The sequence below is a fragment of the Vibrio sp. A1-b2 genome (assembly GCF_021726015.1).
In the GTDB taxonomy this organism is placed as follows: domain Bacteria; phylum Pseudomonadota; class Gammaproteobacteria; order Enterobacterales; family Vibrionaceae; genus Vibrio; species Vibrio diazotrophicus.
Genome location: NZ_JAKKCI010000005.1, coordinates 172,440 through 199,033, shown reverse-complemented (window position 1 = coordinate 199,033; position 26,594 = coordinate 172,440). Strand labels below are relative to the sequence as shown.

Genomic DNA, 26,594 nt, shown 5'->3' with positions numbered 1-26,594 from the left:
ATTTTTTCACTGTATTAGTGATTAATAAGTGATTTTCAATATATAAGACATTGTGGAGGCATGACAATGACAACAATGGCATTTAAGCCATGGGAACGAGTAATAACGAATGTTCGCCTTGTTCCTAAGATGGTAATGCTGATGGTGTTCAGTACTTTTCTGATCATCGGTAAGCAGCTTTGGGATGCTCACACCTTTTATAATGCTCTTTTGGCGGCAACCCAAAATGTAGAAGTCGCACAGAAACATTATGACGACTACATTGTGCAAGTGGTTTGGCAAACCGGTTTGATGATATCTGTATTTGTCGTATTGCTTCTTTTTGCAGCACGTATCATGCTGCGTCAAACACATTATCTTAGCGACTCAATCAAACAGATGGCGCGTCGTGACTTATCTGCGGCTATCGAGATGGATTGTAAAGATGAATATGGTGAGTTGGCTAAAGAACTGGAAAAGACACGTCTTCAACTAAAAGAATTGATTCTTGCTCAGGTCGATGCTTCACAAGAACTTACGGCTATGACGGAAATCATGACATTGAGCATGTCTGAAACCAAAGAGTCAGCCCAAGAAGAGTTCAATGAAATCGACCAGCTAGCGACAGCTATGAGTGAAATGTCTTCAACGGTGCAAACCGTGGCAGGACATGCGCAAAGTGCTTCTTCGTTAACTGAAGACGCCTCTAAACAAGCTCAGACTGGCCAACGATTTGTGAAAAGCACTGTAGGTAAAATGAGTGAGCTATCTAAAGATATCTCTAAATCTGCTCAGGCTGTAAATCAAGTTGAAGAGCGTGTTGAGTCAATCAGCAGTGTTGTTGGTACTATCCAAAGCATCTCTGAACAAACAAACCTATTGGCACTTAACGCGGCGATTGAAGCGGCTCGTGCTGGTGAAGCTGGACGTGGTTTCGCTGTCGTTGCTGATGAAGTTCGCAATCTAGCCCAGCGTACTCAAACGGCAACGGTAGAAATTCAAGACATGATTTCACAACTGCAAAGCAGTGCGAATTCAGCGGTAGAGTTGATGGAAAAGAGTGTTGTTGAGGTTGCTGAAGGCGTTGAGCTGGTGACTAATGCGGGAACCGAGCTTGACGGTATCGTGGCTCAAGTTCAGCAAATTAACGATATGAACTTCCAAATTGCTACGGCTGCGGGCCAACAAAGCAGTGTTGCAGAAGAGATGGACCAAAACTTAACTAACGTGAGAGAGCTGGTTGAAGCATCGGTTACCGTTGTGACTGAGCTACTTGAAACCTCGGAAGTGATGCAGGCAAATGCACAAGTATTAGACAGCAAAATCACTGAATTTAAAGTTTAATTCCTTCTAGCATCAATAAGTCATGCATAAACGCCCACAATTCGATTGTGGGCGTTTTTTATTACACTAATTTTGATATACCCTTCAATGAGTTTGGGTATAGTTACATCATCTTTCTTCGGGCTACCAGCATCAACAAGGACATATCATGCCATTGCCATCTCTTCTTGAAGATTATGCGAGTCAACAGTTCAGCCACTTGCTAGAACAGCAGCCAGTGATTGCTCAATGGAATAGCGATCTACAAACTCAGCTAAAAACCGTTATCGGGTTGAGCAAGTTTGTCCATGAAACGCTGATGCGTGACGACGCTTTGTGTCGTGCTCTGCCTGAGATACTCAGCGAAAACTCGCGTTGTGAATCGTATCGAGAGCATCTTTTTGAGCAGCTTTCCGCCTGTGAAGATGAAACAAGTGGTTTACGCATTTTGCGTCAGTTCCGCAATCAAGAGATGGTTTATATCGCCTGGCGTGATTTTTTAAGTACCTGGACATTGAATGAGAGCCTAGAGCATTTATCGCAATTGGCGGAAGCTCTGATATTCGAAACTTACCAATGGCAATACAAAGCCTGTTGCCAAGAGTGGGGTACGCCATGTAACGCTCAAGGTGAGGCTCAGCCGATGTTGATCATGGGTATGGGCAAACTCGGTGGTGGTGAGCTGAATTTCTCTTCCGACATCGATTTGATTTTCACCTATCCAGAGAATGGAGAGACGCAGGGGCAGCGTCGAAGTATTGCTAATGCTCAGTTTTTCACTCGCCTAGGTCAACGGATCATTAAAATGCTCGATCAACAGACCTTCGATGGTTTCTGTTATCGGGTGGATATGAGATTACGTCCTTTTGGTGAAAGTGGCCCGTTGGTGATGAGTTACGCAGCACTTGAAGATTACTATCAGGAGCAGGGCAGAGACTGGGAACGTTACGCAATGGTCAAAGCGCGCGTTATGGGGCGCGAGATGTATTCTCAGTATCAAGAGCTGCGCCAAATGCTGCGTCCGTTTGTCTTTCGTCGCTACATTGATTTCAGCGCGATTCAATCACTGCGTCGAATGAAGTCGATGATCAGCAGCGAAGTCCGTCGTAGAGGGCTCAGTAACAACATTAAGTTGGGAGCTGGTGGCATTCGAGAAATTGAATTTATTGCCCAAGTATTTCAACTGATTCGGGGTGGACGTGAGCCAAGCTTACGTCATCGCGGATTGCTTGAAACTCTGGAAGCTATTAATGAACTACAACTGCTAGAGAAAAAAGATGTAGAGCAACTAAGGGAAGCGTATTACTTCTTGCGTCGTCTTGAAAATCTTCTTCAAGCTTTAGCAGATAAACAAACTCAAACCTTGCCTGACAAAGCGGATGATCAGTTGAGACTGGCTTTTGCTATGGGTTTTGAATCTTGGGAGCAACTCGACGCTCAAGTAAAACATCAGATGGCGAATGTGCATGCGGTGTTTGCTGCTCTGATTGGTGAAGAGGACGAGCAAGACGAAAATACGCTTGCCGCTCACTTCCACGAATTGTGGGACATGAGCCATAACCGCGAGTTAATAGAAAGCATTGTTGAGAATGAACTCGCTATGCAAGATGGAGCCGAAATCGTTGGTACCATCATCTGCTTCAAAGAGGACTTAGCGAAACGTACCATAGGTCCTCGCGGAAGAGAGGTGCTTAACCGTTTGATGCCAAAGGTGTATCAAGCGATTTTCAATCACCCTGAGGCAAAGTTTGGCTTATCAAGAGTATTGTCTTTGCTGCACAGCATTGCTACTCGTACTACTTATCTGGAACTGCTCGATGAGCATCCAGCGGCATTGGTGCAGTTGGTGCGTCTGTGTACCGCGAGTTCGATGATCTCTGAACAACTGGCTCGTTACCCGATTCTTCTTGATGAGTTGATTGATCCACAGCATCTCTATAATCCGATTCCTTTGGAAAGTTACAAAACCGAGCTGAGAGATTTTCTCGCACGTATTCCAGAAGATGATATGGAACAGCAGATGGAAGCGCTGCGTCAGTTTAAGCAAATATGTATTTTGAAGATTGCTGCCGCTGATATCGCAGATGTTTTGCCTGTGATGAAAGTGAGTGACCACTTAACTTATCTTGCTGAAGCGATTGTTGACGCTGTGGTCAATCAAGCTTGGTTGCAGGTAACTGCGAAATACGGTGAGCCGACCCATTTAAAAGATCGTGAAGGGAAAGGGTTTGGCGTGATTGGTTATGGCAAAGTTGGTGGTTGGGAACTTGGCTATAACTCTGATCTCGATATTGTTTTTATGCACGACTGTCCAGTTAGTGCCTACACTGATGGTGTTAAAGAGATAGATGGTCGTCAGTTTTATCTGCGTTTAGCTCAACGTATCGTTCATATATTCTCTGTGCGGACCGCTTCTGGAATACTATATGAGGTCGACACACGTTTAAGACCGTCTGGCGCTTCTGGGTTGCTTGTCAGTCCAACAGAAGCTTTTGAAGAGTACCAGCGCAATGATGCGTGGACTTGGGAACATCAGGCGTTAGTCAGAGCTCGCATGATTTATGGTGATGCTCCTTTGCTGCAAGCCTTTGACAAGATTCGCCATGACATTTTGTCTATGCCGAGAGAAGAAGCAAAACTCAAGCAGGAAGTTGTTGATATGCGTATAAAAATGCGCGATCACCTCGGCGGCAAAAAGCCCGGCCGTTTCATGATAAAACAAGATGAAGGCGGTATTACGGATATTGAATTTTTGGCTCAGTACTTGGTCTTACGTTTTAGCCATCAACAGCCTAAGTTGACCCGATGGTCTGATAACGTGCGTATCTTTGAGTCATTGTTGATTCAGGGGGTGCTGGATGAAGAACAAGCGATGGCATTAACTCATGCTTATACGGCGATGCGAGATCAAATCCATCACCGCAATTTAGTGAATCAAGACGCGGATGTGGATGAAAGCAAATTTGTCCACGAGCGTGAAATTGTAAAACATGTTTGGAATCAGTGGCTAGGTTAATAACAGAGTTCTGATATTAGATAACTTTAGCCGCTCATAGGGCTGTGATAAACTTCGCCCAGAAACAGTTATTGGAGATCCATAATGAAACCAATCCTACCTGACTACAGTGATGCAGGGGTATTAATTATTGGCGATGTCATGCTTGATAGATACTGGCATGGCCCTACTGGCCGCATTTCGCCAGAAGCCCCAGTGCCGGTAGTAAAAGTAGAGAAAAACGAAGAGCGTCCGGGCGGTGCTGCTAACGTAGCAATGAACATCGCTTCATTAGGTGGTCATGCGCATCTCGTTGGTTTAACAGGGATTGATGAGCCAGCTCAGGTGTTGAGTGAGAAGTTAACTTCACTGAAAGTGACATGTGATTTTGTTGCTTTGCCAGACTATCCAACGATTACAAAACTGCGCGTACTGAGCCGTGGTCAGCAACTTATCCGTTTAGATTTTGAGGATAAGTTTGAGAATACCGATCCTGAATTGATCCTATCGCGTATGGAATCAGCGCTGCCAAATGTGCAGGCGGTGATCTTATCGGATTACGCAAAAGGCGCTCTTGAACATGTACAGCAGTTTATTCAAAAAGCACGATCAGCGAATGTACCAGTGTTTATTGATCCTAAAGGCGCAGACTTTGAACGTTACCGTGGTGCAACGTTATTAACTCCAAACCTTTCTGAGTTTGAACACGTAGTGGGCAAAGTGAAGTCTGATCAAGACTTAGTCGAAAAAGGTTTAGGCTTGATTGAAGAGTTCGATCTTGATGCTCTGCTGGTGACTCGCAGTGAGCATGGCATGACACTACTGCGTCGTGGTATGGAACCTTTCCATTTACCAACTCAAGCTAAAGAAGTGTATGACGTAACGGGTGCGGGCGATACTGTTATTTCAGTATTAGCTTCTTCGGTTGCGGCTGGTAAACCTCTAGATGAAGCGTGTGCGTTGGCAAATGCAGCCGCAGGCGTGGTAGTCGGTAAACTCGGTACTTCGACAGTATCGACGATTGAATTGGCTGAAGCTGTTCACGGCAGCAAAGATACTGACTACGGTGTGATTGGTGAACAGGCTCTGATCGAAGCCGTTCGCAAAGCGCAAGCTCGTGGTGAGAAAGTTGTAATGACCAATGGTTGTTTCGATATTCTTCATGCAGGCCATGTTTCTTATCTGAATCATGCTGGTGAGCTAGGCGATCGCCTGATTGTTGCCGTCAATACGGATGAATCTGTAAAACGTTTGAAAGGACCTGGTCGTCCAGTGAACCCGACCGATCGCCGTATGGCAGTATTGGCAGCGCTAGGCGCTGTGGATTGGGTTGTACCGTTTAGTGAAGACACGCCACAACGTTTGATTGCTGAAGTGTTGCCGGATTTATTAGTAAAAGGTGGCGACTACAAACCAGAAGATATTGCTGGTGGTAAAGAAGTGATCGCGGCTGGTGGTCAGGTTAAAGTACTGAACTTTGAAGATGGTTGTTCAACAACAGAAATTATCGAAGCGATTAAAGGTGGCAGAGGTTAATTAGCCTTTGTTGCATTTTTAGATATGCCGAGAAAGAAAAAACGCCAGCATGCTGGCGTTTTTTTATGTCCTTAAAAACCAATCTTAAGATTTAGTCTTTGCTGATTTCGCTGCTTTTAGGCCGCTGTTGATATCAAGGATGTCTTGTTCAGACAGAGAACCTACAGCTTGGCGAAGTTGCAACACACTAAGAATGTAGTTGTAACGAGCTGATGATAGGTTTTTGTTCGCGTTGTACAGGCTACGAGTTGAATCAAGTACGTCTACGATTGTACGAGTACCAACATCAAAACCAGCTTCAGTTGCTTCTAGCGCTGATTTAGCTGAAATTACCGACTGTTCGTAAGCACGCAACGCACCGATTGAAGCGTTGATGTTGTTGTTGTTTGCACGAACAGCTTTAATCACACTGCGGTAAGACGCTTCTAAATCTTGGCTTGCAGCAACGTACGAAAATTCTGCTTGTTTGGTTTGCGAAGTCACGTTACCACCTGTGTATAGAGGCACAGATAAGTTCACGCCGATGTTTAAATCGTTGTAGTCGTGACCGTCAAAACTATAAGCACTCGCGCTGCTATCCATTTGCTTACCATAGCTGTATCCACCATCCAGTGTTAACGATGGTAGGTGGCCTGAACTCGCTAAAGAGATGTTGTCTTTCGCTACATCTTGCGCAATGCGAGATGACAAAAGAGACAAGTTCTTTTGTTGAGCTTCTTCAACCAGTGCATCCATTGAAGTTGCTGACGGGCTAGCAGAGAAACGATTAGTATCGAGAATGCTTAGATCTTTGTGATCTTGACCAGTGATTTCACGCAGTGACTCATAGCTGTTAACCAGAGTATTTTCAGCTAACACTTCATCTGCCAAAACGCTGTCGTATTGTGCTTGAGCATCATGTACGTCAGTAATTGCTGAAAGACCTACTTCAAAGCGTTGCTTAGTTTGTTCTAACTGGCGACCAACCGCTGCTTTTTCTGCGCGGACAAACTCTAGGTTATCTTGAGCACTGAGCACTGAGAAATAAGCCTGAGCGACACGCAGGATTAATGACTGTTGAACAACCGCGTATTGTGCATCTGCTTGGCGAGCTTGTTTCTCTGCAGTATCTAATGAAACCCAGCTTGAACGATTGTAAAGTTCTTGAGAAAAGGAAATTCCTGCTGATAGCAGTTCACTATCGCGAGCTTGTTCATCACTGTTGTTAACGTTGTAACCAGCCGTTAGGTTGATCTGTGGTAGTAAGCTACTACGACTTGAAGTTACTGCTTCAAATGCTGCGTCACGTTGTGCCGCTGCGCTCAGTAATTGAGGGTCATTTTCTTTTGCTTGATCGTAAATTTGAGCAAGATCGTCAGCCGATACTGCAGCACTGAAGCTGCCAAGAGCTACGCTAATAAATACTGGAAGCAGTTTTTTCATTGGTCCTATTCCTGCCTATTATGAAGTTAGGGTGGGCGTTTCAAGAGTTTACCCCATTTTGGTCGTAATTTACTCGAAACTTTGCACTTTTTTACACTTAACTATCCAGGTGTGCAATATATATTTTTCTTTACTTAAAAATATATATAAATTTTGTATAAAAAGTTGAGCAATGTCCTTGGAAGTCACCTGTTACCACGAGTAAACTACGTCGTTTAACCGTCCTTTATTCATGTCGGGAGCTCTCGAATGTCACAAACCGATAAACCATTAGGTCAGTTTTCGTCACAAGACATTGAAATCGTCTCAAAAGAGACACTGTTTCAAGGTTTTTTCCGAATGGTGAAATATCGCTTCAAACATAAGCTATTTCAAGGCGGATGGAGTGAACCTATTGAGCGTGAACTTTTCGAACGTGGGCATGCGGCAGCCTTATTGCCTTATGATGCAGTTCGAGATCAAGTCGTTATCATTGAACAGATTCGAGTTGGAACTCTTGAACAACAACGACCTTGGCAACTGGAAATTGTGGCTGGCATCATCGACCGTGATGAAAGCGCTGTTGAAGTGGTACGAAGGGAAGCGGTAGAAGAGGCGGGTGTAGACATCGGCCGAATTGAATCGGTGACTTCATATTATCCTTCTGCTGGCGGATGTTCTGAAAAATTAGACGTTTACGTTGGAGAAGTTGACTCCTCTCAAGCGAAAGGTATTCATGGTTTAGACTATGAAGGAGAGGATATTAAAGTGCATGTAATGAGCCGTGAGCAGGCTTACCAGTTGGTAAAAGACGGCGTCATTGAAAATGGAGCATCGATCATTGCACTACAATGGTTGGAACTGAATTACGAGAATTTGAGAACTCAATGGCTGAAGTAATGGTGAAAAAACCATATCACGTAGATCTAAAAGAATTAATGCGAGTTTATGAAACAAACTACGCCAAGTTAAACGCTTTGTTGCCAACGCAGCCAAGTGTCGATGATTTACGTTGCTACCAAGCTGCTCAGATGACTTACCAACTTCAAGTGCTAGAAGTCACAAAGTACACAACTTTGGTGGAGATTTGTCAAAGTGATGATATTTCAGTGTTTCCATTGCCAACCATGTCTGTCAGGCTGTACCACGATGCTCGTGTAGCAGAAGTGCACACCAGCGATCATCTCAGCAGGATAAAAGCTCGCCATGATTATCCGAATGAGAAAATGGTACAAAAAGACGAAAAGGCACAAATTAATCGCTTTTTAGGTGATTGGCTTACCTTCTGTTTGAAGCATGGTATTAGCCGTCAGCCGATTAATTTTAGTCATCCACAATAGTTAGGTTTATCGAGTTTGAACGTGTCGCCCAGTATAGACAATCCAGATAGCATAAAGCTTGTACAGATAACGGATACTCACTTATTCGCGCCCGACGATGGCTGTTTACTTAGCGTAAATACCGCAGACAGCTTTCGCGCCGTGGTGAAAGAGATTTGTTCTCAGCAAGTTCAGTATGACGCCGTTCTCGCAACGGGCGATATTTCGCAAGATCATAGTGCTGAATCATATCAACGTTTTTCAGATAGTATTCAAATGCTGGAGAAAGACTGTTTTTGGTTGCCTGGAAATCATGACTACAAACCGAACATGGGCGCAGTGTTACCATCTACTCAGATTCGCACCGAGGAGCATGTGCTGCTTGGTGAGCACTGGCAAATGATATTGCTAGACTCGCAAGTTGTTGGTGTCCCTCACGGCCGTTTAAGCGATCACCAGTTGGCTCTGTTGGATGATAAATTGACTCAGTATCCTGATAGATACACCTTAGTGCTTTTGCATCATCATCCATTACTGGTAGGCAGTGCTTGGCTTGACCAACATACATTGAAAGACTGTGAATCATTTTGGGAAGTTGTACAACGTCATTCCAATGTGAAAGCGGTTTTATGTGGTCATGTACACCAGAATATGGACAAAGAACATATGGGCGTGAGAGTCATGGCGACACCTTCGACCTGTATCCAGTTCAAACCTAACTCGAATGATTTTGCGTTAGATAAAACCTCACCAGGTTGGCGTGAACTGGAGTTATGTTCCGATGGCACAGTGAAGTCAGCAGTAAAACGCTTAGCAAATGGTGTGTTTCAGCCTGATTTTGATGCGAGCGGTTACTAATATGTCAAAGCGTCCATCTTTACTTCTTTATATTCATGGTTTTAACAGTTCACCTCTGTCGCATAAGGCGCAGGTCATGAGTGAGTACTGCAAGAATCATCGTCCTGACATCAAAGTGGTTGTTCCCAAATTGCCGAGCTTTCCTGCTCAGGCAGCGCATCATCTTTTGGATGTTGTAAATCAGTATAAAGATGATTATCAAATTGGCTTGGTAGGAAGTTCATTAGGTGGCTACTTTTCCACTTGGTTAAACGCAAAATTTGGCTTTCGTGCAGTGTTAGTCAATCCAGCTGTGAAACCTTTTGAGCTTTTAGCATCGTTTCTTGGTGAACAAGAGAATCCGTACACCCAAGAGCGTTACATTTTAGATGAGTCCCACATTCAAGAACTCATAGAGTTGGATATTCCAGAATTACATTCACCTCAAGATTTTTGGCTACTGCAGCAAATGGAAGATGAAGTGCTCGATTATCGTCAAGCTGTGGAAAAGTATGCAGATTCAAAACAGACGGTGGAAACAGGTGGCGACCACAGTTTTATTGATTTTGAACGTTATCCAGCCCAAATCATCAAATTCTTAGACTTATAGCCTTTTCATTGAGGTTAGAGTCATAATTTTGCTTGCCACTGACTGATGTCTCTTGACATCAGTCGTTCTCTTCCAGACTATGTTCCTCTTAGACTTTTCTCGTTTAGGTGTTAAAAAACACGTTAATTCTTAGCGTATTGTTATAAAAATAAAGCGTTAATAAACGAGATGTAAAGTTTCTAGGGTCTATTGAAGTTTCGAATATTTTTAGTCAACAGACCCTCCGTTATTTATCGATAAAAGCATTACATATTATGACTGAACAATATAATGCTGGAGCCATTGAAGTCCTTAATGGCTTAGAACCAGTGCGTCGCAGGCCTGGGATGTACACGGATACAACGCGCCCGAACCACCTTGGGCAAGAAGTTATCGACAACAGTGTCGATGAAGCGTTGGCCGGACATGCCACAAAGGTTCAGGTAATCCTTCACGCCGATCAATCATTAGAAGTGATTGATGATGGTCGAGGCATGCCTGTAGATATTCACCCAGAAGAAAAAATTTCTGGTGTCGAGCTTATCTTCTGTAAGCTTCATGCTGGCGGTAAGTTTTCGAACAAAAACTATCAATTCTCCGGTGGCCTTCACGGTGTCGGTATTTCAGTAGTAAACGCACTTTCAAAACGCGTTGAAGTTGCTGTACGTCGCGATGGTCAAATTTACGAAATTGCTTTCGAACACGGCAACAAAGTTTCCGATCTTACTGTGACTGGAACCTGTGGTCGTCGCAATCGTGGTACTAGCGTTCACTTCTGGCCTGAAAGTTCTTATTTCGATTACGCGAACTTTTCGGTGTCACGCTTAGTTAATAACTTGCGTGCCAAAGCGGTATTGTGTCCGGGTTTAGAAATCACTTTTAGCGATAAAGTAAACGATAAAGAGTACCGCTGGCTGTATGAAGATGGCTTAAAGGACTATTTAGTCGAAGGTGTTAAAGATTCGATTGTTCTACCTGAAGAACCATTCACTGGAGAATTTAAGGCTGAAACTGAAGCGGCAACTTGGGCGCTTATTTGGCTGCCTGAAGGTGGTGAGTTAATCACAGAGAGTTACGTTAACTTAATTCCGACCGCACAAGGTGGTACTCACGTTAATGGTTTGCGTCAGGGCTTACTCGAAGCAATGCGTGAGTTCTGTGAATTCCGTAATTTGCTGCCACGTGGCGTTAAGCTAACGGGTGAAGACGTATTTGACCGTTGTGCGTATGTTCTTTCGGTGAAAATGCAGGATCCGCAATTTGCAGGACAAACCAAAGAGCGTCTCTCTTCTCGTCAAACGGCCGCATTTGTTTCTGGTGTGGTGAAAGACTCGTTTAGTCTGTGGCTGAATGAAAAACCGCAACTAGCAGAACAGCTAGCAGAAGTGTGTATTGCTAATGCTCACAGCCGTATGCGTGCAAGTAAGAAAGTGGTCCGTAAGAAAGTGGCTTCTGGCCCGGCTCTACCGGGCAAACTCACCGACTGTTCAGTGCAAGACCTTAGCCGTACTGAAATCTTCTTCGTCGAAGGGGATTCTGCGGGTGGTAGTGCGAAGCAAGCTCGCGATCGCGAATTCCAAGCGGTTATGCCGCTACGCGGTAAAATTCTTAATACTTGGGAAGTGTCTGCTGATCAGGTGCTAGCGTCTCAAGAAGTTCACGATATTTCAGTTGCTTTGGGTATTGACCCAGATAGTGATGACTTAAGTGGATTGCGTTACGGCAAGATCTGTATTCTTGCCGATGCGGACTCGGATGGTCTTCATATCGCAACGCTGCTTTGTGCTCTGTTTACCAAGCATTTCCAAGCACTGACCAAAGCGGGTCATATCTATGTTGCTATGCCTCCTCTTTACCGAATTGACTGTGGTAAAGAAGTGTTCTATGCGTTAGATGACGCAGAGAAAGATGGCATTTTGGAAAGACTAAGCCAGAAAAAAGCCAAAATTAACGTTCAGCGATTCAAAGGTTTGGGTGAGATGAACCCACTTCAATTGCGTGAAACGACCATGGATCCAAACACTCGTCGTTTAGTACAGCTCACGATTGATGATGAAACGGCAACGGATGAGATGTTGGACATGCTTTTAGGCAAGAAACGTGCGGATGACCGTCGTACTTGGCTACAAAGCAATGGCGATTTGGCTGAGGTGTAATGAATGAGTACTGAAATTAACTTCGAGGGTGTTGAACAACTTCCGATGCGCAAGTTTACGGAAGATGCTTACCTGAACTACTCGATGTACGTAATCATGGACCGTGCCTTGCCATACATTGGTGATGGTTTAAAGCCGGTTCAACGACGCATTATTTATGCAATGTCGGAGCTGGGGCTTTCGGCTGCGGCAAAATATAAAAAATCAGCACGTACCGTTGGTGACGTGTTGGGTAAATACCATCCGCACGGTGACTCTGCATGTTACGAAGCAATGGTATTGATGGCTCAGCCTTTCTCTTACCGCTACCCTCTGGTGGACGGTCAAGGTAACTGGGGTGCGCCGGATGATCCGAAATCTTTCGCGGCAATGCGTTATACAGAAGCAAAGCTATCTAAATTTGCTGAAGTTCTATTAGGCGAACTTGGCCAAGGTAACGTGGATTGGCAACCAAACTTTGATGGCACGATGAAAGAGCCACAAATGTTGCCCGCGCGTCTACCACATATTCTGCTAAACGGTGTTACTGGTATTGCCGTTGGTATGGCGACTGATATTCCGCCACACAACGTGCGCGAAATTGCAGAAGCAACTATTCATCTGATTGATAACCCGAAATCGGAACTGTCAGATGTGATGCAGTTTGTGAAAGGGCCGGATTATCCAACCGAAGCGGAAATTATTTCTCCTCAAGCTGAGTTGGAAAAAATCTATCGCACTGGTCGCGGTAGTATTAAAGCGCGTGCCATTTGGCACAAAGAAGGTTCTGACATCGTTATTTCGGCTCTGCCACATCAGGTTTCAGGTGCAAAACTTCTGGAGCAAATTGCCAACCAGATGCGTGCGAAGAAACTGCCTATGGTTGACGATCTACGAGATGAATCGGATCACGAAAACCCGACTCGAATCGTTATCGTTCCGCGTTCAAATCGTGTCGATTGCGATTTGCTGATGAGTCATCTGTTCGCTTCTACTGATTTAGAGAAAAGCTTCCGTGTAAACCTGAATATGATTGGTTTAGATAACCGTCCTCAGGTTAAAGGTCTAGTTAACATTCTTAATGAATGGATCGAATTCCGTCGCACTAGCGTTCGACGTCGTCTTCAATTCCGTCTTGATAAAGTCATGGCTCGTTTACACATCTTGGAAGGTTTGTTGGTCGCATACCTTAACCTTGATGAAGTGATCGAAATTATCCGTACTGAAGACGATCCGAAAGCAGTATTGATGGCTCGCTTTGGTATCACTGACATTCAAGCCGATGCGATTTTAGACACCAGACTTCGTAACTTAGCGAAACTGGAAGAGATGAAGATTCGCGGTGAGCAAGACGAGTTAGAGAAAGAGCGTAAAAAACTGGAAGATCTTCTAGGCTCTGAACGCCGTCTGAATACATTGCTGAAAAAAGAGATCAAAGCGGATGCTGAGAAATACGGTGATGATCGCCGCTCACCATTAGTAGAGCGTGAAGAAGCGAAAGCGCTGACTGAACGTGATTTGATGCCTAGTGAACTGATCACTGTAGTTTTGTCAGAAAAAGGTTGGATTCGTCATGCGAAAGGTCATGACGTTGATGGCACCAGCTTAAGCTACAAATCAGGCGATGCTTATTTAGCTCAAGCAAGTGGTAAGAGTAACCAGCAAGCTGTGTTCTTTGGTAGTGATGGCCGTAGCTACTCGCTCGAGTCACATACCTTACCTTCAGCTCGTGGTCAGGGTGAACCGATTACAGGACGATTGAACGTTGCTGAAGGAACGACGATCCGTCAGGTTATTATGGGTGAAGAAGATCAGCTATGGCTGGTTGGCTCTGATGCCGGTTATGGTTTCGTCTGTAAGGGCACCGATCTGCTTTCGAAAAACCGCAGTGGTAAAGCTCTGGTGAACTTACCTGAAAACGCAGAGATTATGGAACCTCAAGCGGTCAGCAACCTTGAAACTGATGAGATCCTAACCATTACCAACTTGGGACGAATGCTGTTGTTCCCAATTAAAGATTTGCCACAGTTAGGCAAAGGTAAAGGTAATAAGATCATCAATATTCCGGCTGCAAAAGCAAAATCTCGTGATGAAGTTGTGTCACATCTGATTGCGTTACCAAGTGGTGCTTCAGTTACTCTGTATGCTGGTAAGCGTAAGCTTGGTCTCAAACCGAGTGATTTAGATAACTTCCGAGGTGAACGTGGCCGTCGTGGTGGACTTCTGCCAAGAGGTTTGCAGCGCGTAACAGAGATCGAGATTGATACTTCAAATATAGAAGCGAGCTCAGAGTCCGAAGAGTAACGCTAACGTTGACGAGTATAAGTAAAAAAGCCCCGAAGATTCGGGGCTTTTTTGTGGTTCAAATTCAATATCGGATTAAGAGTTGTAGTCTTCTGTCCATCCGTCAGAGTCAGACATATCTGGCGCACCAGCAATGGCTTTTTCTTCATCAGCCCATTCACCAAAATCAATCATTTGGCATTTTTTACTACAAAAAGGGCGATAAGGACTTTGCTCATTCCATACAACTTCTTGCTTGCATTGGGGACATTTCACCACAGTAGGCTTTGGGGACGACATCTATATTTCCTATTAATGATGGTTTAGCTGCTAAGAAACGTTTAATCAGCAGCACACAGCAAGGTCAAAGGGTATCTCTTCAGAGCTGGCTTGCCCAGTTTTAAAGTCGATAAATTTAATCGCGAAACGATTTTTATGCCCAGAGATCATTGGGTACACACCATATTCGAGCGGAATGGATAGACGTAAAATATTGGCGTCTTCTGCGTCGCTTTGGAAAAATCCAGATTGAGCGACACGAGGTTTAAAGCTACCTGTTTCACGAGTCAGTTTGAGCCAAAGAGTTAACGCATCTAACAATGGTTTTAAGGTACTCATCCATTTGTTGGCGTCTTGAGACTTTTTCTCTGGTGATAGGTGAAGCCAGTAATGCAAAGCAGGAAGATCAAAACAGCATGAACCGCCGGGTAGGTTGAAACGCTGTCGGATGGCAGATAAGAAACGATCTTCTTTGAGTGACTGACCAAAACGATCAGCGCTCATTAGGTTGCGATGCACTTCATCCACTTCAGCAAGCAGTGTTGAAAGCATTTCTTGGTCTACACCGTCAACGTTTAACCAACTGCGATAAGTGAGGCGCTGTTTTTCGATATCTTTCGCCAGTTCACTCTTAAGTTGTATCTGCTCAAAAATTTCGAGTAGATCGAATAGAGAACGGAAAAATAACTGGTGCTGAATACTGTCAGCAAAGGCTGATGCTTTTTCCATCTGGTGCAGCAAAGCTTCAACTCGTAAGTAAATACGTGTTTTTTCATTCAGAGGGTGTTCAAACTTGTGTGTCGTCATCAGATTTGCCTTGCGTCCTTTCGGCTTATTCTCACAGATTTTTACGGCTGATGGCTAGGTACTTTTTGTGTAATTCTGTGATTTGAGGCAAAAGTTTCTGGTTTTTCGCGTCATTTTTAATCACATCGTCGGCAATGGCTAAACGTTGTTCTCGACTGGCTTGTGCAGCTAAGATCGATTTTGCTTGTTCCATCGGCACCTTGTCTCGACTCATTGTCCTTTCAATTTGGGTTTCTTCATCGACATCCACAACTAAAACTCTATCAGCCATATGCTGTAGATTGTTTTCCGTAAGTAACGGAACGACCAATAACGCATAAGGCGATGTGACTCGTTGCAGATCTTGCTCCATTTGTTGACGAATCATTGGGTGAAGCAACTGATTAACCCATGTTTTTTCATCTTCATTGGCAAATATCCGTTTTCGAAGTTCGGCACGGTTGAGTTCTCCTTCAACCGTTAAGACCTCATCGCCAAAATGCTGATGGATGGCGTTGAGGCCGATACTGCCTTTTTCTACCACTCGTCGAGCAATCACGTCTGCGTCAACGATTTCAATACCAAACTGGTCGTGAAACATATTGGCGACAGTGGTCTTTCCACTTGCGATGCCTCCGGTTAAGCCAATCACTAATGCCATCGTTTAGTACCCCAATAAGTAAGAGTAGTAGCTATCAATGATTTCGTGTCCCCACAGCAGAGCTATCCATCCAGCAATGGCAATATAAGGTCCAAAAGGGAAGGCTTTATCGATACCTTGCTTCTTTAATCGCAATTGAATAATACCGAATACCAAGCCCACAAGAGATGAAAGCAGAATAATCAAAGGTAGCTGTTGCCATCCCAGCCATGCTCCGAGCGCTGCAAGTAGCTTGAAATCACCGTATCCCATACCTTCTTTGCCAGTAGCAAGTTTAAATAGCCAATACACTGACCATAAAGCTAAGTAACCTGCGATAGCGCCTATCATCGCGTCTTGAAGCGTAACAGGACTGACACCCAATAATGACAGTGATAATCCAGCCCAAAGTAAAGGCAGTGTCAACTGATCCGGTAGCAGCATGGTGTCTAAATCGATAAAAGTTGCTGCGATAAGGACATAGCTGAAAAACAACAAGGCAATAGTGAAGTAACTAAAGCCAAAATGTTGTGCGACAAGAAAGCTCATCGCTGCTGTAAGGAGCTCAATCAACGGGTAACGTGCACTGATGGGAGCCTGACAATGGGCACATTTACCACGTAATAGCAGCCAGCTAATCACGGGTACGTTATCAATAATGCGCAGTGGTGTTTGGCAACTCGGGCAAGTTGAGCGTGGTGTGCTAAGGGTCAGCTTGCCTTCTGGCGGTTGAATGTTGGATTCTGGAAAATATTCCGCACATTCCTGACGCCATTCTCGCTCCATCATTTTCGGTAGCCGATAAATCACCACATTAAGAAAGCTGCCGATAATTAAACCAAGTACACAGGCAGATGCTACGAAAAGCCAAGGATAGTATTCAAAAATTTCCATTTGTTCGCTCATTTGCCGCAGTAAAAGGGAGGATATTGATTAAAAAACTAAGCGGTTGAATGCGTTAGTGATGGTTATATTACCCTAACACACTCATTAAGTTAAAGATTGGCAAGTACATTGCCACTACTAACCCGCCGACAACCACGCCAAGAAACACAATAATTAAAGGTTCGAGGATTTTCCCCAGATTATCGACGGTATTATCCACCTCAAACTCGTAGATCGAAGCAATTTTATTCAGCATGTCGTCGAGTTTTCCTGACTCTTCTCCGATCATTACCATTTGTAATACCATCTCAGGAAAAGCTTCCGTATTTCGCATCGCGATATACATAGGCATACCCGACGCGGTATCACGATGAACTTCATCTATGGCGTATTCAAAGTGGACATTCCCAGCGGTTTTAGCAGTGGTTTTTAAACTGGAGAGGATCGGAATACCCGCGCTGAAACTGGTTGCCAGTGTGCGACTGAATTTGGCGATAGCGGCTTTGGCTAACACGCTGCCAATAACCGGGCATTTTAATCCTAGGCGACTAGTTTTCAGGCGAAACAGTGAGGATTTTTTCCTTGCAGCACGAAAGGCGACAACAGACGCAATAGTAACAACAAGAGCAACCAAACTATAAGCCTGAACACCGTGCGAAAGTTTTAAAACCTGCTGCGTAAACCAAGGAAGTTCTGCGCCAAAGCCACTGAACATGGCTTCAAATTCCGGTATCACCATGGTTAACATCAAGTACGAGACACTTAGGGCAACAAGCACAACCATTGCTGGGTAAATCAATGCTTTGATGACTTTTGCCCTCAGCTCTTCGCTTTTTTCGCGGTATGTGGCTAAACGTTCAAAAACTTCAGCTAGGTTTCCGGATTGTTCACCCGTCTGAATTAAGTCAACATACAAGGAATCAAAGTGGCTGCTGGTGTTACGCATTGCTTTTGAAATGGGAGTACCGGCTTCAACTCCTTTGGATATCTGAGTCAGAATCGATTTCATTTCTGGTTTACGGTGATTGTCACCAACCAGTTTCAGTGCTTGAACAATAGGAACACCCGTCGTCAGCATGGTAGAAAGTTGGCGAGTGAGTATGGTGATGTCATTTCCCTTAACTCGGTGAAACAGACGCGTAAAAAGAGGGGCACTGCCTTTCTTGAGCTTTTTGACCTTAATGCTCTGTTCACTTAGTTTGTCTCGAACCTCGCTTTCCGTCAGCGCCAGAAGCTGACCAGACACTTTTTTACCTGTGCTGTTTATTCCACTCCAACGAAAGCTACTGAGTTGAGGGCTAGAGTTCTTTTTCATATAAATACTCACTAATGATTAGAAATACAAAACACGTTGTAACTCGGCAAAACTGGTGACACCTTGCTTTAATTTTTGTACGCCTGAATCCAGCAAAGTGCTCATGCCATTGGCCTTAGCGATGGTTTCGATTTGCGCCACACTTGCCTTATTCATGACGGCTTCAGCAAGAGCGTCATTGAAAGCCATCACTTCGTAGATTCCGACACGTCCAGAATATCCTCCGGTGCATTCGGTACAGCCTAAGTGGTTGGCTTGGTAAATAGTTTCATCTGCAGCCAAGTTAAACTGAGCTTGCAAGGTGACAGATGGCAAAGTGGCTATTTTGCAGTGGCTGCATAAACGGCGAGCCAGACGTTGGGCGATGATTAAACTCAGAGACGATGCGAGGTTGAAGGGTTCAACACCCATATTGGCTAAACGTATGACGGTTTCGGCGGCAGAGTTGGTATGGAGTGTTGATAACACCAAGTGTCCTGTTTGAGCCGCTTTCACCGCTATTTCCGCAGTTTCGAGGTCTCGAATTTCACCCACCATCACCACGTCAGGGTCTTGACGCAGAAATGAACGTAGCGCATCAGAGAAGCCAAAACCTATCTTAGGTTGTACCTGTACCTGATTAATGCCCGAGAGGTTGATTTCCACCGGATCTTCCGCGGTGGAGATATTAATTTCAGAGGTATTGAGTATGCGTAGTCCTGTATAAAGAGAAACAGTTTTGCCGCTTCCTGTTGGACCTGTCATCAAGATCATGCCTTGCGGCTTTTTAAGGGCATCTAAATAGTGCTGTTTTTGCACTTCGTCATAACCGAGTTTGTCGATGTTGAGATTGGCTGCGCTGCTATCAAGCAGACGTAATACAATCTTTTCTCCCCATAAAGTTGGCAGCGATGAAACTCGCATATCAATCGCAGTATCGCGATTTAAGCGAAGTTTAATTCGTCCGTCCTGTGGAAGTCGGCGTTCAGCAATATCGAGTTTAGAAAGTATTTTAATACGCGCAGCAAGCCGCCGACTGAGATGGCTCGCAGGGCGGTGAGTTTCGACTAAAATACCGTCACAACGCAGGCGAATACGATATACATCTTCATAGGGTTCAAAGTGAATATCGGAAGCCCCTTTGCGCACAGCATCAAGCAACACTTGGTTGATAAATCGGCTTACCGGTGATTCGTCTTTACTGAGATCCTCAATCGATTGCAGCTCATCATCAGAAAGTTGAACTAAGCTTGCCAGTTCATCTTGGCTGATCTCTTTGTTCTGCTTAGCTTCGTCGTTGATTGTTTTGCCATATAGGCGACGAATGGCGGCTTGCAATGATTTATGATCGGCGAGTGCCAGTTCAACGTTTAAGCCAGTTGTGAAGCGAAACTCATCTTCTACACTCGGGTGTGTGGGGTCTGACACCGCCAGAAGCAGTTGGTTATTTTGGTTTTGAATAGGAAGAGCATTAAAGCGAGTGATCAGTTCTCGTAATCCAAGTTGCTGGCAGACATCAGCATAATCAAACCCACTAAGATCCGTCACGGGCATGCGTAGCTGCTGACTTAAATGGTTCGCGAGATCGGAAGATTCTATTATTCCAAGTTGGATCAAAGCTTCCGGCACACTAGCGCCAGAAGCTTCAATATGATTCACCACGCTGTGCTCATGCGCCAAGCTCAATAGCTCCGCTTGGCGCAAAAGTGCGATAAGGTTGGTTATCATAGGCTATGGTTTACTGAGCATTACTTGCTTGATTAGCATTACCTGCCTTAGGACAACTTGTCGTTTTTATCACTTCATCACTTACCGCACACTTCCAACCAGCCTCAGCTTCTCGTGTATAGGTGATTTTTGTGTCTTTAGGTACAGCGGAACCTTCTTTGAAGGTGAATGTAAGCTTGTTGTCCGCTTCAACTTCAATTTTACCTAAAGGGCTCGTATCAGATTTAACCCCAAGATTCTTTAAAATTTCTGTCTCGCTATCTTTTTTAAACGAGCCTTTTTCCTGATACCAAAGCTCTGCTGAAGTGATTAGAGACTTCATTGTTGCCAGTGCCGTTGCCCCTTCAGATTTCTTTACGTAATCCTTATAGGCTGGAACTGCAATTGCAGAAAGTACGCCGATGATTGCAACCACAATCATCAATTCAATTAAGGTAAAACCTTTCTGTTTTTTAAGCTGATTTGTTTTCATTGCCTCTCTCCGTTTGTTTTGGCTATTCGGAGCAAGAGGTTATGTGCTTAGTTTGATATTTAGAACGACAGCAGTTCAGTTGCGCGAGTGATGAGATTTATTTATTGAACGACTTTCATCTCCTCAACAAAAGCTTTCGACCAGCTTCGCATTCGTTTGGAATGGAGTATCAAGAAGGAACGAAAAACCCGCCGAAGCGGGTCTTAAAATTGAAACAAATTTGGGCTCAAATCTGCTGATGCTTATTCACCGCGCTTATTTGAAACGCATAGAGAGATCCATGGCTCTCACGTGCTTAGTTAACGCACCCACAGAAATGTAATCAACACCTGTTTCCGCGTATTCGCGCAGTGTTTCTAGAGTAACGTTGCCTGAATTTTCTAATGCTGCACGGCCTGCATTAATCGCAACCGCTTCACGCATCATATTCATAGTGAAGTTGTCGAGCATGATGATATCAGCGCCAGCTTCAATCGCTTCACGCAGTTCTTCTAGGCTCTCTGTTTCAACTTCAACAGGTTTACCCGGATTAAGTTCTTTCGCTGTTTTAATCGTTTGAGTAATACCACCATTGGCGATGATGTGGTTCTCTTTAATTAGGTAAGCATCAAACACACCGATACGATGGTTATAGCCGCCGCCACAAGCAACAGCGTATTTCAGAGCACTACGTAAACCCGGAATGGTTTTGCGCGTATCCAGTAAACGGCAGTTTGTACCTTCTAACGCTTTCGCATATTCAGCGGTTGTCGTTGCACAACCTGAAAGTGTCTGAATAAAGTTCATTGCGTTACGCTCGCCTGTGAGTAGGATTCGCGCAGGGCCAGAAAGCGTACACAGTGTTTGGTTTGGCTCGACTTTGTCGCCATCTTCCACGTGCCAGTCGATTTTGACTTCACCACCCAGTTGTTTGAAGACTTCATCCGCCCAAGCTTTACCGCAGAACACACCGTGTTCGCGCGTGATAATGGTGGCAGTGCCTTGCACATCCGCAGGGATAAGATTTGCTGTCAGATCAGCCGCAGGGTCGAGAGTTCCACCTAAATCTTCCTTTAGGGTCGCTTCAACGGTGCGAGCAATTTCCAATGGTAGTTGTTGTTTTAGGTAATCGAGGCGCTCTTGGCTATTGTGAGTATTTTTCATCGCAAATCTTAGTCCGGATTAACAGAGGCAGGCATAATACGCTGAGTAAGATTTAAATTCAGCCCTTAATCTCGCATTTCATCGTTAGACAGTTAAAATCAAAAGCTCTGAATGAATAAATAAAGGTCTCTTTATGATTGATAACCAAGGTTGGTATCACACTGCGCGCAAAGTGCCGTCACCGTATTTTGATGAGAGAAGCGACGTTAACGATATCTCATTGCTGGTGGTGCATAACATTAGCCTGCCACCGGGCCAGTTTGGCAGTGATCATATTGAGCAGTTTTTTACCGGAAAACTAAATCCGGATGAGCATCCATTTTTCAAAGTGATCCATAAAATGGGGGTGTCTGCGCATTGCTTGATTCGAAGAGATGGTGAAGTGGTGCAGTTTGTTCCATTTACCGCTAGAGCCTGGCATGCAGGACAGTCTTCTTTTGCGGGCAGAGAGCGTTGTAATGATTATTCGATAGGTATTGAGCTGGAAGGTACAGATTATGTCGCTTATACCGAGGAGCAATATCAGGCACTAGCTAAGCTCAGCCAAGCGCTGATGGTTGCGTATCCGCAAATCACGGTACCAAGAATAACGGGGCATCAATACATTGCCCCGATGCGTAAAACAGACCCAGGTTTGGTCTTTGATTGGATAAAGTACCGCGCTTTACTAGAGTGATTTTAAAGAGACTCTTGGTACTCTGTCAGAACTTGTTCAATCCAAGTGGCAATGCGTTCATCGCTGAGCTCGTATTGAGAGTCTTCATCCAACGCTAAGCCAACAAACTGAGTCCTATCTTCAGTTAGTGCCTTTGATGCTTCAAAGGTATAGCCTTTAACAGGCCAGTAACCGATGATGTTAGCTCCCGTCTTCTTGATCTCGTCGTGCAGCAGTCCCATCGCATCCAGATACCATTCGCCATAACCTTCTTGATCGCCTAAGCCGAACAATGCGACGGACTTGCCGTTTAGCGGTACGCCATCTATTTGATCCCATATTTCGTTCCAGTCCTCTTGGATCTCTCCAAAGTCCCACGTCGAGATGCCTAATATTAGCAGATCATAGTCACTCATTAAGCTGAGTGGTGTTTCTTTTACATTGTGAATGTCGAGCAGATCATCCCCGATAATCGCGCGCATTTTTTCGGCGGCCATTTCGGTATAGCAGGTCGTTGAGCCGTAAAATAGACCAATCTTCATACGTTATTTAGTTCTTTCTTTCTCTGGGATGGTAGATTCTAAACATAAAATGACCGAGAGTGCAGCGAATATCCTGAGCATGCCCGATTTTTATGGTATATCCATGCGATATCTCGTAGCCTTAGTGGCTATTTGGCATATTGTCGATATCTCGCATAATGATAAGAAAAAGAGGAACACGTGTCGGAATTATTTTTGCCTGACCAAGGAATCATGGATCAGTTCTTAGATACTCTTTGGCTGGAAAGAGGCTTGTCAGAAAATACGGTAGTTTCATACCGTAATGATTTAACAAAGCTTTTAGGCTGGATGAATAAGAATAACTACCGTCTGAACTACATCAGTTTATCGGGTCTGCAAGAGTATCAAACATGGTTAATTGACCAAGACTACAAGCAGACCTCGCGTGCGCGAATGCTCTCTGCAATACGCCGTCTTTTTCAATATCTGCATCGTGAAAAAATCCGCAGCGATGATCCAACGGCTTTGATGGTCAGTCCGAAACTGCCTAAACGCTTGCCGAAAGATTTGACTGAAGAGCAAGTCGAAGCGCTGCTCAATGCCCAAGATCTGAATGACCCCGTTGAACTTCGAGACAAAGCTATGCTGGAGCTGCTTTATGCGACAGGGCTGCGTGTAACAGAACTGGTATCTCTGACCACAGAAAATATCAGCCTGCGCCAAGGGGTTGTGCGTGTAATCGGTAAAGGCGGAAAAGAGCGTTTGGTTCCAATGGGAGAAAACGCGATTGAGTGGATTGAAACTTTTTTCCATCAAGGGCGGTCTGAATTATTAGGTCAGCAAACTTCGGATGTAGTTTTCCCGAGTAAACGATCGCAGCAGATGACCAGACAAACGTTCTGGCACCGAATCAAACATTATGCGGTGATTGCTGGCATTGATGTTGAGAAGCTTTCACCGCACGTTTTGCGTCATGCTTTTGCGACTCATTTGTTAAATCACGGCGCGGATTTACGTGTGGTACAGATGCTTTTGGGGCATAGTGACTTATCGACAACCCAAATTTATACTCATGTTGCAACTGAGCGACTTAAACAAATACATAGTGAGCACCATCCAAGGGCTTAAAGGTGATTTTAATGAGCGTATTACGCCGACTGACTTTATCTCTCTTACCATTATTCGCTTTAGCCGGTTTTTCAGCAGGCTCTTCTGCGGCGACTGATATTGATAAAGAAGCTTTCATCAGCAAATTTGAAAAACTGGGAATGCCTGTGATTGATGTTGTGCCTTCCTCTATTGATGGCTTGGTTGAAGTCAATACCGAAGGCGGTGTGTTATTTGCGTCTCCTGACGCCAAATACCTGATTGCCGGTACACTTTATGAGCTGAGTGAAGACGGCTCTTATGTTGATGTGATGGCAAAGCGCCAAGCGCCAATCAATGCTGAAAAAATTGCTCAGTTCAGAGACAGCATGATCGAGTACAAAGCGGATAATGAAAAATACGCTGTGACTGTGTTTACTGATATCACCTGTGGTTACTGTGTACGTCTGCATCAAGAGATGAAGGAATACAACAAGCGCGGTATTACCGTTCGTTATCTGGCTTTCCCTCGTCAGGGACCAAGTGGACAAGTCGCTGACAATATGGCGAAAATTTGGTGTGCAGCAGACCCTGCATCAGCGATGCACAATGCTAAAGTGACCCGTGAGCCCGCCGAAGTCGCGCAAGGTAAAAATCTCGCTCAATGTAAACAAACGATCACTGACCATTATCAGCTTGGCCGTCAGTTAGGTATTAGCGGTACACCAGCCATATTCTTACCTTCGGGTGATATGGTGGGTGGTTACTTGCCTCCATCACAACTTGAACAACGCCTACAACAGCAATAATTACTGAGGATACAGGCTTGAGGTGACTCAAGCCTGCGCATGTATGACAGAAATCCAGCCATGATCGAAATTCAACGCAGACCAGAACCTGATTTATCTCTTCTTCCTGATTCTATTCCGCCCATCTTAAAACGTGTTTATTTAAACCGTGGCGTTACTGATTTAGAACAACTGAATAAAGCCGCTAAGGCATTGCATTCATACCGAAAGCTGCACGGTATCGAGCAGGCGGTTGAACTTTTATATCAAGCAATTAAAGAGCAAACGCGCATCATCATTGTTGGTGATTTTGATGCCGATGGCGCGACCAGTTCTGCACTTTCGGTACTGGCTTTGCGTATGCTTGGTAGCCGCAATGTGGATTATTTGGTTCCGAACCGTTTTGAAGATGGATACGGATTAAGCCCTGAAGTGGTTGATCAGGCGATCAGCCTCGGTGCTGAGATGATCATGACTGTCGACAACGGTGTTTCTTCCATCGAAGGCGTCCGTTATGCCAAGCAAAAAGGTTTGCAGGTACTGGTAACCGACCACCACTTGCCGGGAAATGAGCTGCCAGAAGTGGATGCGATGGTGAACCCAAACCTTCAGCAATGTGCTTTTCCTTCAAAAGCATTGGCGGGTGTGGGCGTTGCTTTCTACCTGATGATGGCTTTATGTGTTCACATGCGCAAAGTCGGCTACTTTACCGAACAAGGTATGCAAGAGCCTAAATTGATGGAACTGATTGATTTAGTCGCTTTAGGCACAGTTGCTGACGTAGTCGCACTCGATGAAAACAACCGCATTCTGGTGCACCAAGGTTTACAGAGAATTCGCGCTGGCTTGGCAAGACCTGGTATTCAGGCGCTGATTGAAGTTGCTAAGCGTGATGCGAGCAAGCTGGTGGCATCAGACTTTGGTTTTGCGCTTGGTCCACGTATTAATGCTGCTGGCCGTTTGGATGATATGTCCTTTGGGGTTGAGCTTCTGCTGTGTAACAACATCCATGCTGCGCGCAGAATGGCAAGCGAACTGGATGGTTTAAACCAGACTCGTAAAGATATCGAAGAGGGGATGAAGCAAGAAGCGATGGCTTTTTGTGAGCGTCTGGAGTTTGGTAAAGACAGTGAACTGCCGTATGGCTTAGTGCTGTTCCAAAGAGACTGGCACCAAGGCGTTATCGGCATTCTGGCTTCGCGCATCAAAGAGCAATATCACCGTCCTGTGATTGCTTTTGCTGATGGTGGAGATGGTCTGATTAAAGGTTCTTGCCGCTCTGTTGCTGGGTTGCATATGCGTGATGCGTTGGACAAAATTGATACTCAGAATCCGGGAGTCATCAAAAAGTTTGGTGGACATGCGATGGCAGCAGGCTTGACGATCGCTGAAAAAGACTTCGAGCGCTTTTGTAAGTTGTTCGATGAAGTGGTTCGCCAAGAGCTTGATGATGCGATGCTGAAAGGCGTGATTCTGACGGATGGTGAACTCAAGCCCGAAGAGTTCGCTATGCACACCGCAGAAACGCTGCGTGCTGGTGGTCCATGGGGGCAAGCTTTTCCAGAACCGATCTTTGATGGTGAATTTAAAGTATTGCACCAGAAGTTGGTGGGAGAGAAGCATCTCAAGTTGATGCTTGAACCGTTACACAAAGGTCATCCAACCAACATCATGATTGATGGAATAGCCTTTAATATTGACTTGCGACGTTGGCCAGATGCTTCCGTCAAAACGGTACGATTAGCCTACAAATTGGACATCAACGAGTTCCGCGGAAATCAGTCTTTACAATTAATGATTGATCATTTAGAAGCAAAATAAACTTAACATTTCAATAACTTCTCTTTTTAGCGGCTTGATCCAGAGCCGCTTTCAATTCATCAAGTATTTGTGACACCTCTCTTATTCACAGGCTGTTGTTCGGTAATTATTTGTGAT

The 26,594-nt window shown here is 44.7% G+C and carries 23 protein-coding genes; 13 read left to right on the top strand and 10 right to left on the bottom strand.

Annotation, left to right across the window (positions count from 1 at the left end):
- Nucleotides 1-66: 66 nt before the first annotated feature.
- From L3V23_RS13425 to hldE, 3 genes are all read left to right on the top strand, one after another.
- Complete coding sequence (locus tag L3V23_RS13425) at nucleotides 67-1,323, top strand: methyl-accepting chemotaxis protein (RefSeq protein ID WP_102966188.1); 1,257 nt, start codon at nucleotides 67-69, stop codon at nucleotides 1,321-1,323.
- Nucleotides 1,324-1,471: 148 nt separating this feature from the next.
- The gene (gene glnE / locus L3V23_RS13420; RefSeq protein ID WP_102966189.1) at nucleotides 1,472-4,318 is read left to right on the top strand and encodes a bifunctional [glutamate--ammonia ligase]-adenylyl-L-tyrosine phosphorylase/[glutamate--ammonia-ligase] adenylyltransferase; all 2,847 of its coding nucleotides are present in this window, start codon (nucleotides 1,472-1,474) and stop codon (nucleotides 4,316-4,318) included.
- An 84-nt stretch (nucleotides 4,319-4,402) separates the two neighbouring features.
- Nucleotides 4,403-5,833, top strand: a complete 1,431-nt coding sequence (gene hldE, locus L3V23_RS13415) for a bifunctional D-glycero-beta-D-manno-heptose-7-phosphate kinase/D-glycero-beta-D-manno-heptose 1-phosphate adenylyltransferase HldE (RefSeq protein WP_042484567.1) — start codon at nucleotides 4,403-4,405, stop codon at nucleotides 5,831-5,833.
- A gap of 84 nt (nucleotides 5,834-5,917) precedes the next feature.
- On the opposite strand, the gene tolC is transcribed toward hldE, so the two are convergent.
- Nucleotides 5,918-7,255: an outer membrane channel protein TolC gene (tolC, locus tag L3V23_RS13410; RefSeq protein ID WP_102966190.1), complete on the bottom strand. Its 1,338-nt coding sequence runs from the start codon at nucleotides 7,253-7,255 to the stop codon at nucleotides 5,918-5,920.
- A 249-nt stretch (nucleotides 7,256-7,504) separates the two neighbouring features.
- On the opposite strand from tolC, the gene nudF reads away from it, so the two are divergent.
- The 6 genes from nudF to parC all read left to right on the top strand — a co-directional run bounded on the left by nudF (nucleotide 7,505) and on the right by parC (nucleotide 14,418).
- Entirely contained in the window at nucleotides 7,505-8,134 is a 630-nt protein-coding gene (gene nudF, locus L3V23_RS13405; protein ID WP_042484561.1) for an ADP-ribose diphosphatase, read from the top strand.
- A complete protein-coding gene (locus L3V23_RS13400) occupies nucleotides 8,122-8,574 on the top strand; it encodes a DUF1249 family protein (protein WP_102966191.1) in 453 nt (150 codons plus the stop codon). Before nudF ends, L3V23_RS13400 begins: the two co-directional genes overlap by 13 nt.
- A gap of 15 nt (nucleotides 8,575-8,589) precedes the next feature.
- The gene (gene cpdA / locus L3V23_RS13395) at nucleotides 8,590-9,411 is read left to right on the top strand and encodes a 3',5'-cyclic-AMP phosphodiesterase (protein WP_102966192.1); all 822 of its coding nucleotides are present in this window, start codon (nucleotides 8,590-8,592) and stop codon (nucleotides 9,409-9,411) included.
- Between the two features lies 1 nt (nucleotide 9,412).
- The gene (gene yqiA / locus L3V23_RS13390; RefSeq protein ID WP_102966193.1) at nucleotides 9,413-10,000 is read left to right on the top strand and encodes an esterase YqiA; all 588 of its coding nucleotides are present in this window, start codon (nucleotides 9,413-9,415) and stop codon (nucleotides 9,998-10,000) included.
- Nucleotides 10,001-10,254: 254 nt separating this feature from the next.
- Nucleotides 10,255-12,135 carry a DNA topoisomerase IV subunit B gene (gene parE / locus L3V23_RS13385; RefSeq protein ID WP_042484551.1) on the top strand — a complete coding sequence of 627 codons (1,881 nt, stop codon included), beginning with the start codon at nucleotides 10,255-10,257 and terminating at the stop codon, nucleotides 12,133-12,135.
- Nucleotides 12,136-12,138: 3 nt separating this feature from the next.
- A complete protein-coding gene (parC, locus tag L3V23_RS13380) occupies nucleotides 12,139-14,418 on the top strand; it encodes a DNA topoisomerase IV subunit A (RefSeq protein WP_102963202.1) in 2,280 nt (759 codons plus the stop codon).
- Nucleotides 14,419-14,493: 75 nt separating this feature from the next.
- On the opposite strand, the gene yacG is transcribed toward parC, so the two are convergent.
- The 8 genes from yacG to nadC all read right to left on the bottom strand — a co-directional run bounded on the left by yacG (nucleotide 14,494) and on the right by nadC (nucleotide 21,624).
- Nucleotides 14,494-14,697: a DNA gyrase inhibitor YacG gene (gene yacG, locus L3V23_RS13375; protein WP_042484546.1), complete on the bottom strand. Its 204-nt coding sequence runs from the start codon at nucleotides 14,695-14,697 to the stop codon at nucleotides 14,494-14,496.
- 45 nt (nucleotides 14,698-14,742) lie between these two features.
- Nucleotides 14,743-15,483 carry a cell division protein ZapD gene (zapD, locus tag L3V23_RS13370; protein ID WP_042484545.1) on the bottom strand — a complete coding sequence of 247 codons (741 nt, stop codon included), beginning with the start codon at nucleotides 15,481-15,483 and terminating at the stop codon, nucleotides 14,743-14,745.
- A 31-nt stretch (nucleotides 15,484-15,514) separates the two neighbouring features.
- Nucleotides 15,515-16,123, bottom strand: a complete 609-nt coding sequence (gene coaE / locus L3V23_RS13365) for a dephospho-CoA kinase (RefSeq protein ID WP_102954085.1) — start codon at nucleotides 16,121-16,123, stop codon at nucleotides 15,515-15,517.
- A gap of 3 nt (nucleotides 16,124-16,126) precedes the next feature.
- Entirely contained in the window at nucleotides 16,127-16,996 is an 870-nt protein-coding gene (locus L3V23_RS13360; RefSeq protein WP_102966194.1) for an A24 family peptidase, read from the bottom strand.
- A 79-nt stretch (nucleotides 16,997-17,075) separates the two neighbouring features.
- Entirely contained in the window at nucleotides 17,076-18,302 is a 1,227-nt protein-coding gene (locus tag L3V23_RS13355) for a type II secretion system F family protein (RefSeq protein WP_102966195.1), read from the bottom strand.
- Nucleotides 18,303-18,320: 18 nt separating this feature from the next.
- A complete protein-coding gene (pilB, locus tag L3V23_RS13350; protein ID WP_102966196.1) occupies nucleotides 18,321-20,009 on the bottom strand; it encodes a type IV-A pilus assembly ATPase PilB in 1,689 nt (562 codons plus the stop codon).
- A 10-nt stretch (nucleotides 20,010-20,019) separates the two neighbouring features.
- A complete protein-coding gene (locus L3V23_RS13345; protein WP_042484533.1) occupies nucleotides 20,020-20,481 on the bottom strand; it encodes a prepilin-type N-terminal cleavage/methylation domain-containing protein in 462 nt (153 codons plus the stop codon).
- 255 nt (nucleotides 20,482-20,736) lie between these two features.
- Nucleotides 20,737-21,624: a carboxylating nicotinate-nucleotide diphosphorylase gene (nadC, locus tag L3V23_RS13340; RefSeq protein ID WP_102966197.1), complete on the bottom strand. Its 888-nt coding sequence runs from the start codon at nucleotides 21,622-21,624 to the stop codon at nucleotides 20,737-20,739.
- Nucleotides 21,625-21,757: 133 nt separating this feature from the next.
- On the opposite strand from nadC, the gene ampD reads away from it, so the two are divergent.
- On the top strand, nucleotides 21,758-22,300 hold the full coding sequence (gene ampD, locus L3V23_RS13335; protein WP_102954090.1) for a 1,6-anhydro-N-acetylmuramyl-L-alanine amidase AmpD: 543 nt from the start codon (nucleotides 21,758-21,760) through the stop codon (nucleotides 22,298-22,300).
- 2 nt (nucleotides 22,301-22,302) lie between these two features.
- On the opposite strand, the gene fldB is transcribed toward ampD, so the two are convergent.
- Nucleotides 22,303-22,821: a flavodoxin FldB gene (gene fldB, locus L3V23_RS13330; RefSeq protein ID WP_102966198.1), complete on the bottom strand. Its 519-nt coding sequence runs from the start codon at nucleotides 22,819-22,821 to the stop codon at nucleotides 22,303-22,305.
- A gap of 180 nt (nucleotides 22,822-23,001) precedes the next feature.
- Between fldB and xerD the strand changes: the two genes are divergently transcribed.
- From xerD to recJ, 3 genes are read left to right on the top strand one after another with little or no spacing between them, the layout of a single operon-like run.
- On the top strand, nucleotides 23,002-23,910 hold the full coding sequence (xerD, locus tag L3V23_RS13325) for a site-specific tyrosine recombinase XerD (protein WP_102966199.1): 909 nt from the start codon (nucleotides 23,002-23,004) through the stop codon (nucleotides 23,908-23,910).
- 11 nt (nucleotides 23,911-23,921) lie between these two features.
- Complete coding sequence (dsbC, locus tag L3V23_RS13320; protein ID WP_102954091.1) at nucleotides 23,922-24,677, top strand: bifunctional protein-disulfide isomerase/oxidoreductase DsbC; 756 nt, start codon at nucleotides 23,922-23,924, stop codon at nucleotides 24,675-24,677.
- A gap of 60 nt (nucleotides 24,678-24,737) precedes the next feature.
- Nucleotides 24,738-26,477: a single-stranded-DNA-specific exonuclease RecJ gene (gene recJ / locus L3V23_RS13315; RefSeq protein WP_237292419.1), complete on the top strand. Its 1,740-nt coding sequence runs from the start codon at nucleotides 24,738-24,740 to the stop codon at nucleotides 26,475-26,477.
- Nucleotides 26,478-26,594: the final 117 nt, after the last annotated feature.

Coding starts and splice junctions, on each gene's coding strand:
- L3V23_RS13425 (WP_102966188.1), top strand. CDS start 67: ATGACAACAATGGCATTTAAGCCATGGGAACGAGTAATAACGAATGTT.
- glnE (WP_102966189.1), top strand. CDS start 1,472: ATGCCATTGCCATCTCTTCTTGAAGATTATGCGAGTCAACAGTTCAGC.
- hldE (WP_042484567.1), top strand. CDS start 4,403: ATGAAACCAATCCTACCTGACTACAGTGATGCAGGGGTATTAATTATT.
- tolC (WP_102966190.1), bottom strand. CDS start 7,255: ATGAAAAAACTGCTTCCAGTATTTATTAGCGTAGCTCTTGGCAGCTTC.
- nudF (WP_042484561.1), top strand. CDS start 7,505: ATGTCACAAACCGATAAACCATTAGGTCAGTTTTCGTCACAAGACATT.
- L3V23_RS13400 (WP_102966191.1), top strand. CDS start 8,122: ATGGCTGAAGTAATGGTGAAAAAACCATATCACGTAGATCTAAAAGAA.
- yqiA (WP_102966193.1), top strand. CDS start 9,413: ATGTCAAAGCGTCCATCTTTACTTCTTTATATTCATGGTTTTAACAGT.
- parE (WP_042484551.1), top strand. CDS start 10,255: ATGACTGAACAATATAATGCTGGAGCCATTGAAGTCCTTAATGGCTTA.
- parC (WP_102963202.1), top strand. CDS start 12,139: ATGAGTACTGAAATTAACTTCGAGGGTGTTGAACAACTTCCGATGCGC.
- yacG (WP_042484546.1), bottom strand. CDS start 14,697: ATGTCGTCCCCAAAGCCTACTGTGGTGAAATGTCCCCAATGCAAGCAA.
- zapD (WP_042484545.1), bottom strand. CDS start 15,483: ATGACGACACACAAGTTTGAACACCCTCTGAATGAAAAAACACGTATT.
- coaE (WP_102954085.1), bottom strand. CDS start 16,123: ATGGCATTAGTGATTGGCTTAACCGGAGGCATCGCAAGTGGAAAGACC.
- L3V23_RS13360 (WP_102966194.1), bottom strand. CDS start 16,996: ATGGAAATTTTTGAATACTATCCTTGGCTTTTCGTAGCATCTGCCTGT.
- L3V23_RS13355 (WP_102966195.1), bottom strand. CDS start 18,302: ATGAAAAAGAACTCTAGCCCTCAACTCAGTAGCTTTCGTTGGAGTGGA.
- pilB (WP_102966196.1), bottom strand. CDS start 20,009: ATGATAACCAACCTTATCGCACTTTTGCGCCAAGCGGAGCTATTGAGC.
- L3V23_RS13345 (WP_042484533.1), bottom strand. CDS start 20,481: ATGAAAACAAATCAGCTTAAAAAACAGAAAGGTTTTACCTTAATTGAA.
- nadC (WP_102966197.1), bottom strand. CDS start 21,624: ATGAAAAATACTCACAATAGCCAAGAGCGCCTCGATTACCTAAAACAA.
- ampD (WP_102954090.1), top strand. CDS start 21,758: ATGATTGATAACCAAGGTTGGTATCACACTGCGCGCAAAGTGCCGTCA.
- fldB (WP_102966198.1), bottom strand. CDS start 22,821: ATGAAGATTGGTCTATTTTACGGCTCAACGACCTGCTATACCGAAATG.
- dsbC (WP_102954091.1), top strand. CDS start 23,922: ATGAGCGTATTACGCCGACTGACTTTATCTCTCTTACCATTATTCGCT.
- recJ (WP_237292419.1), top strand. CDS start 24,738: ATGATCGAAATTCAACGCAGACCAGAACCTGATTTATCTCTTCTTCCT.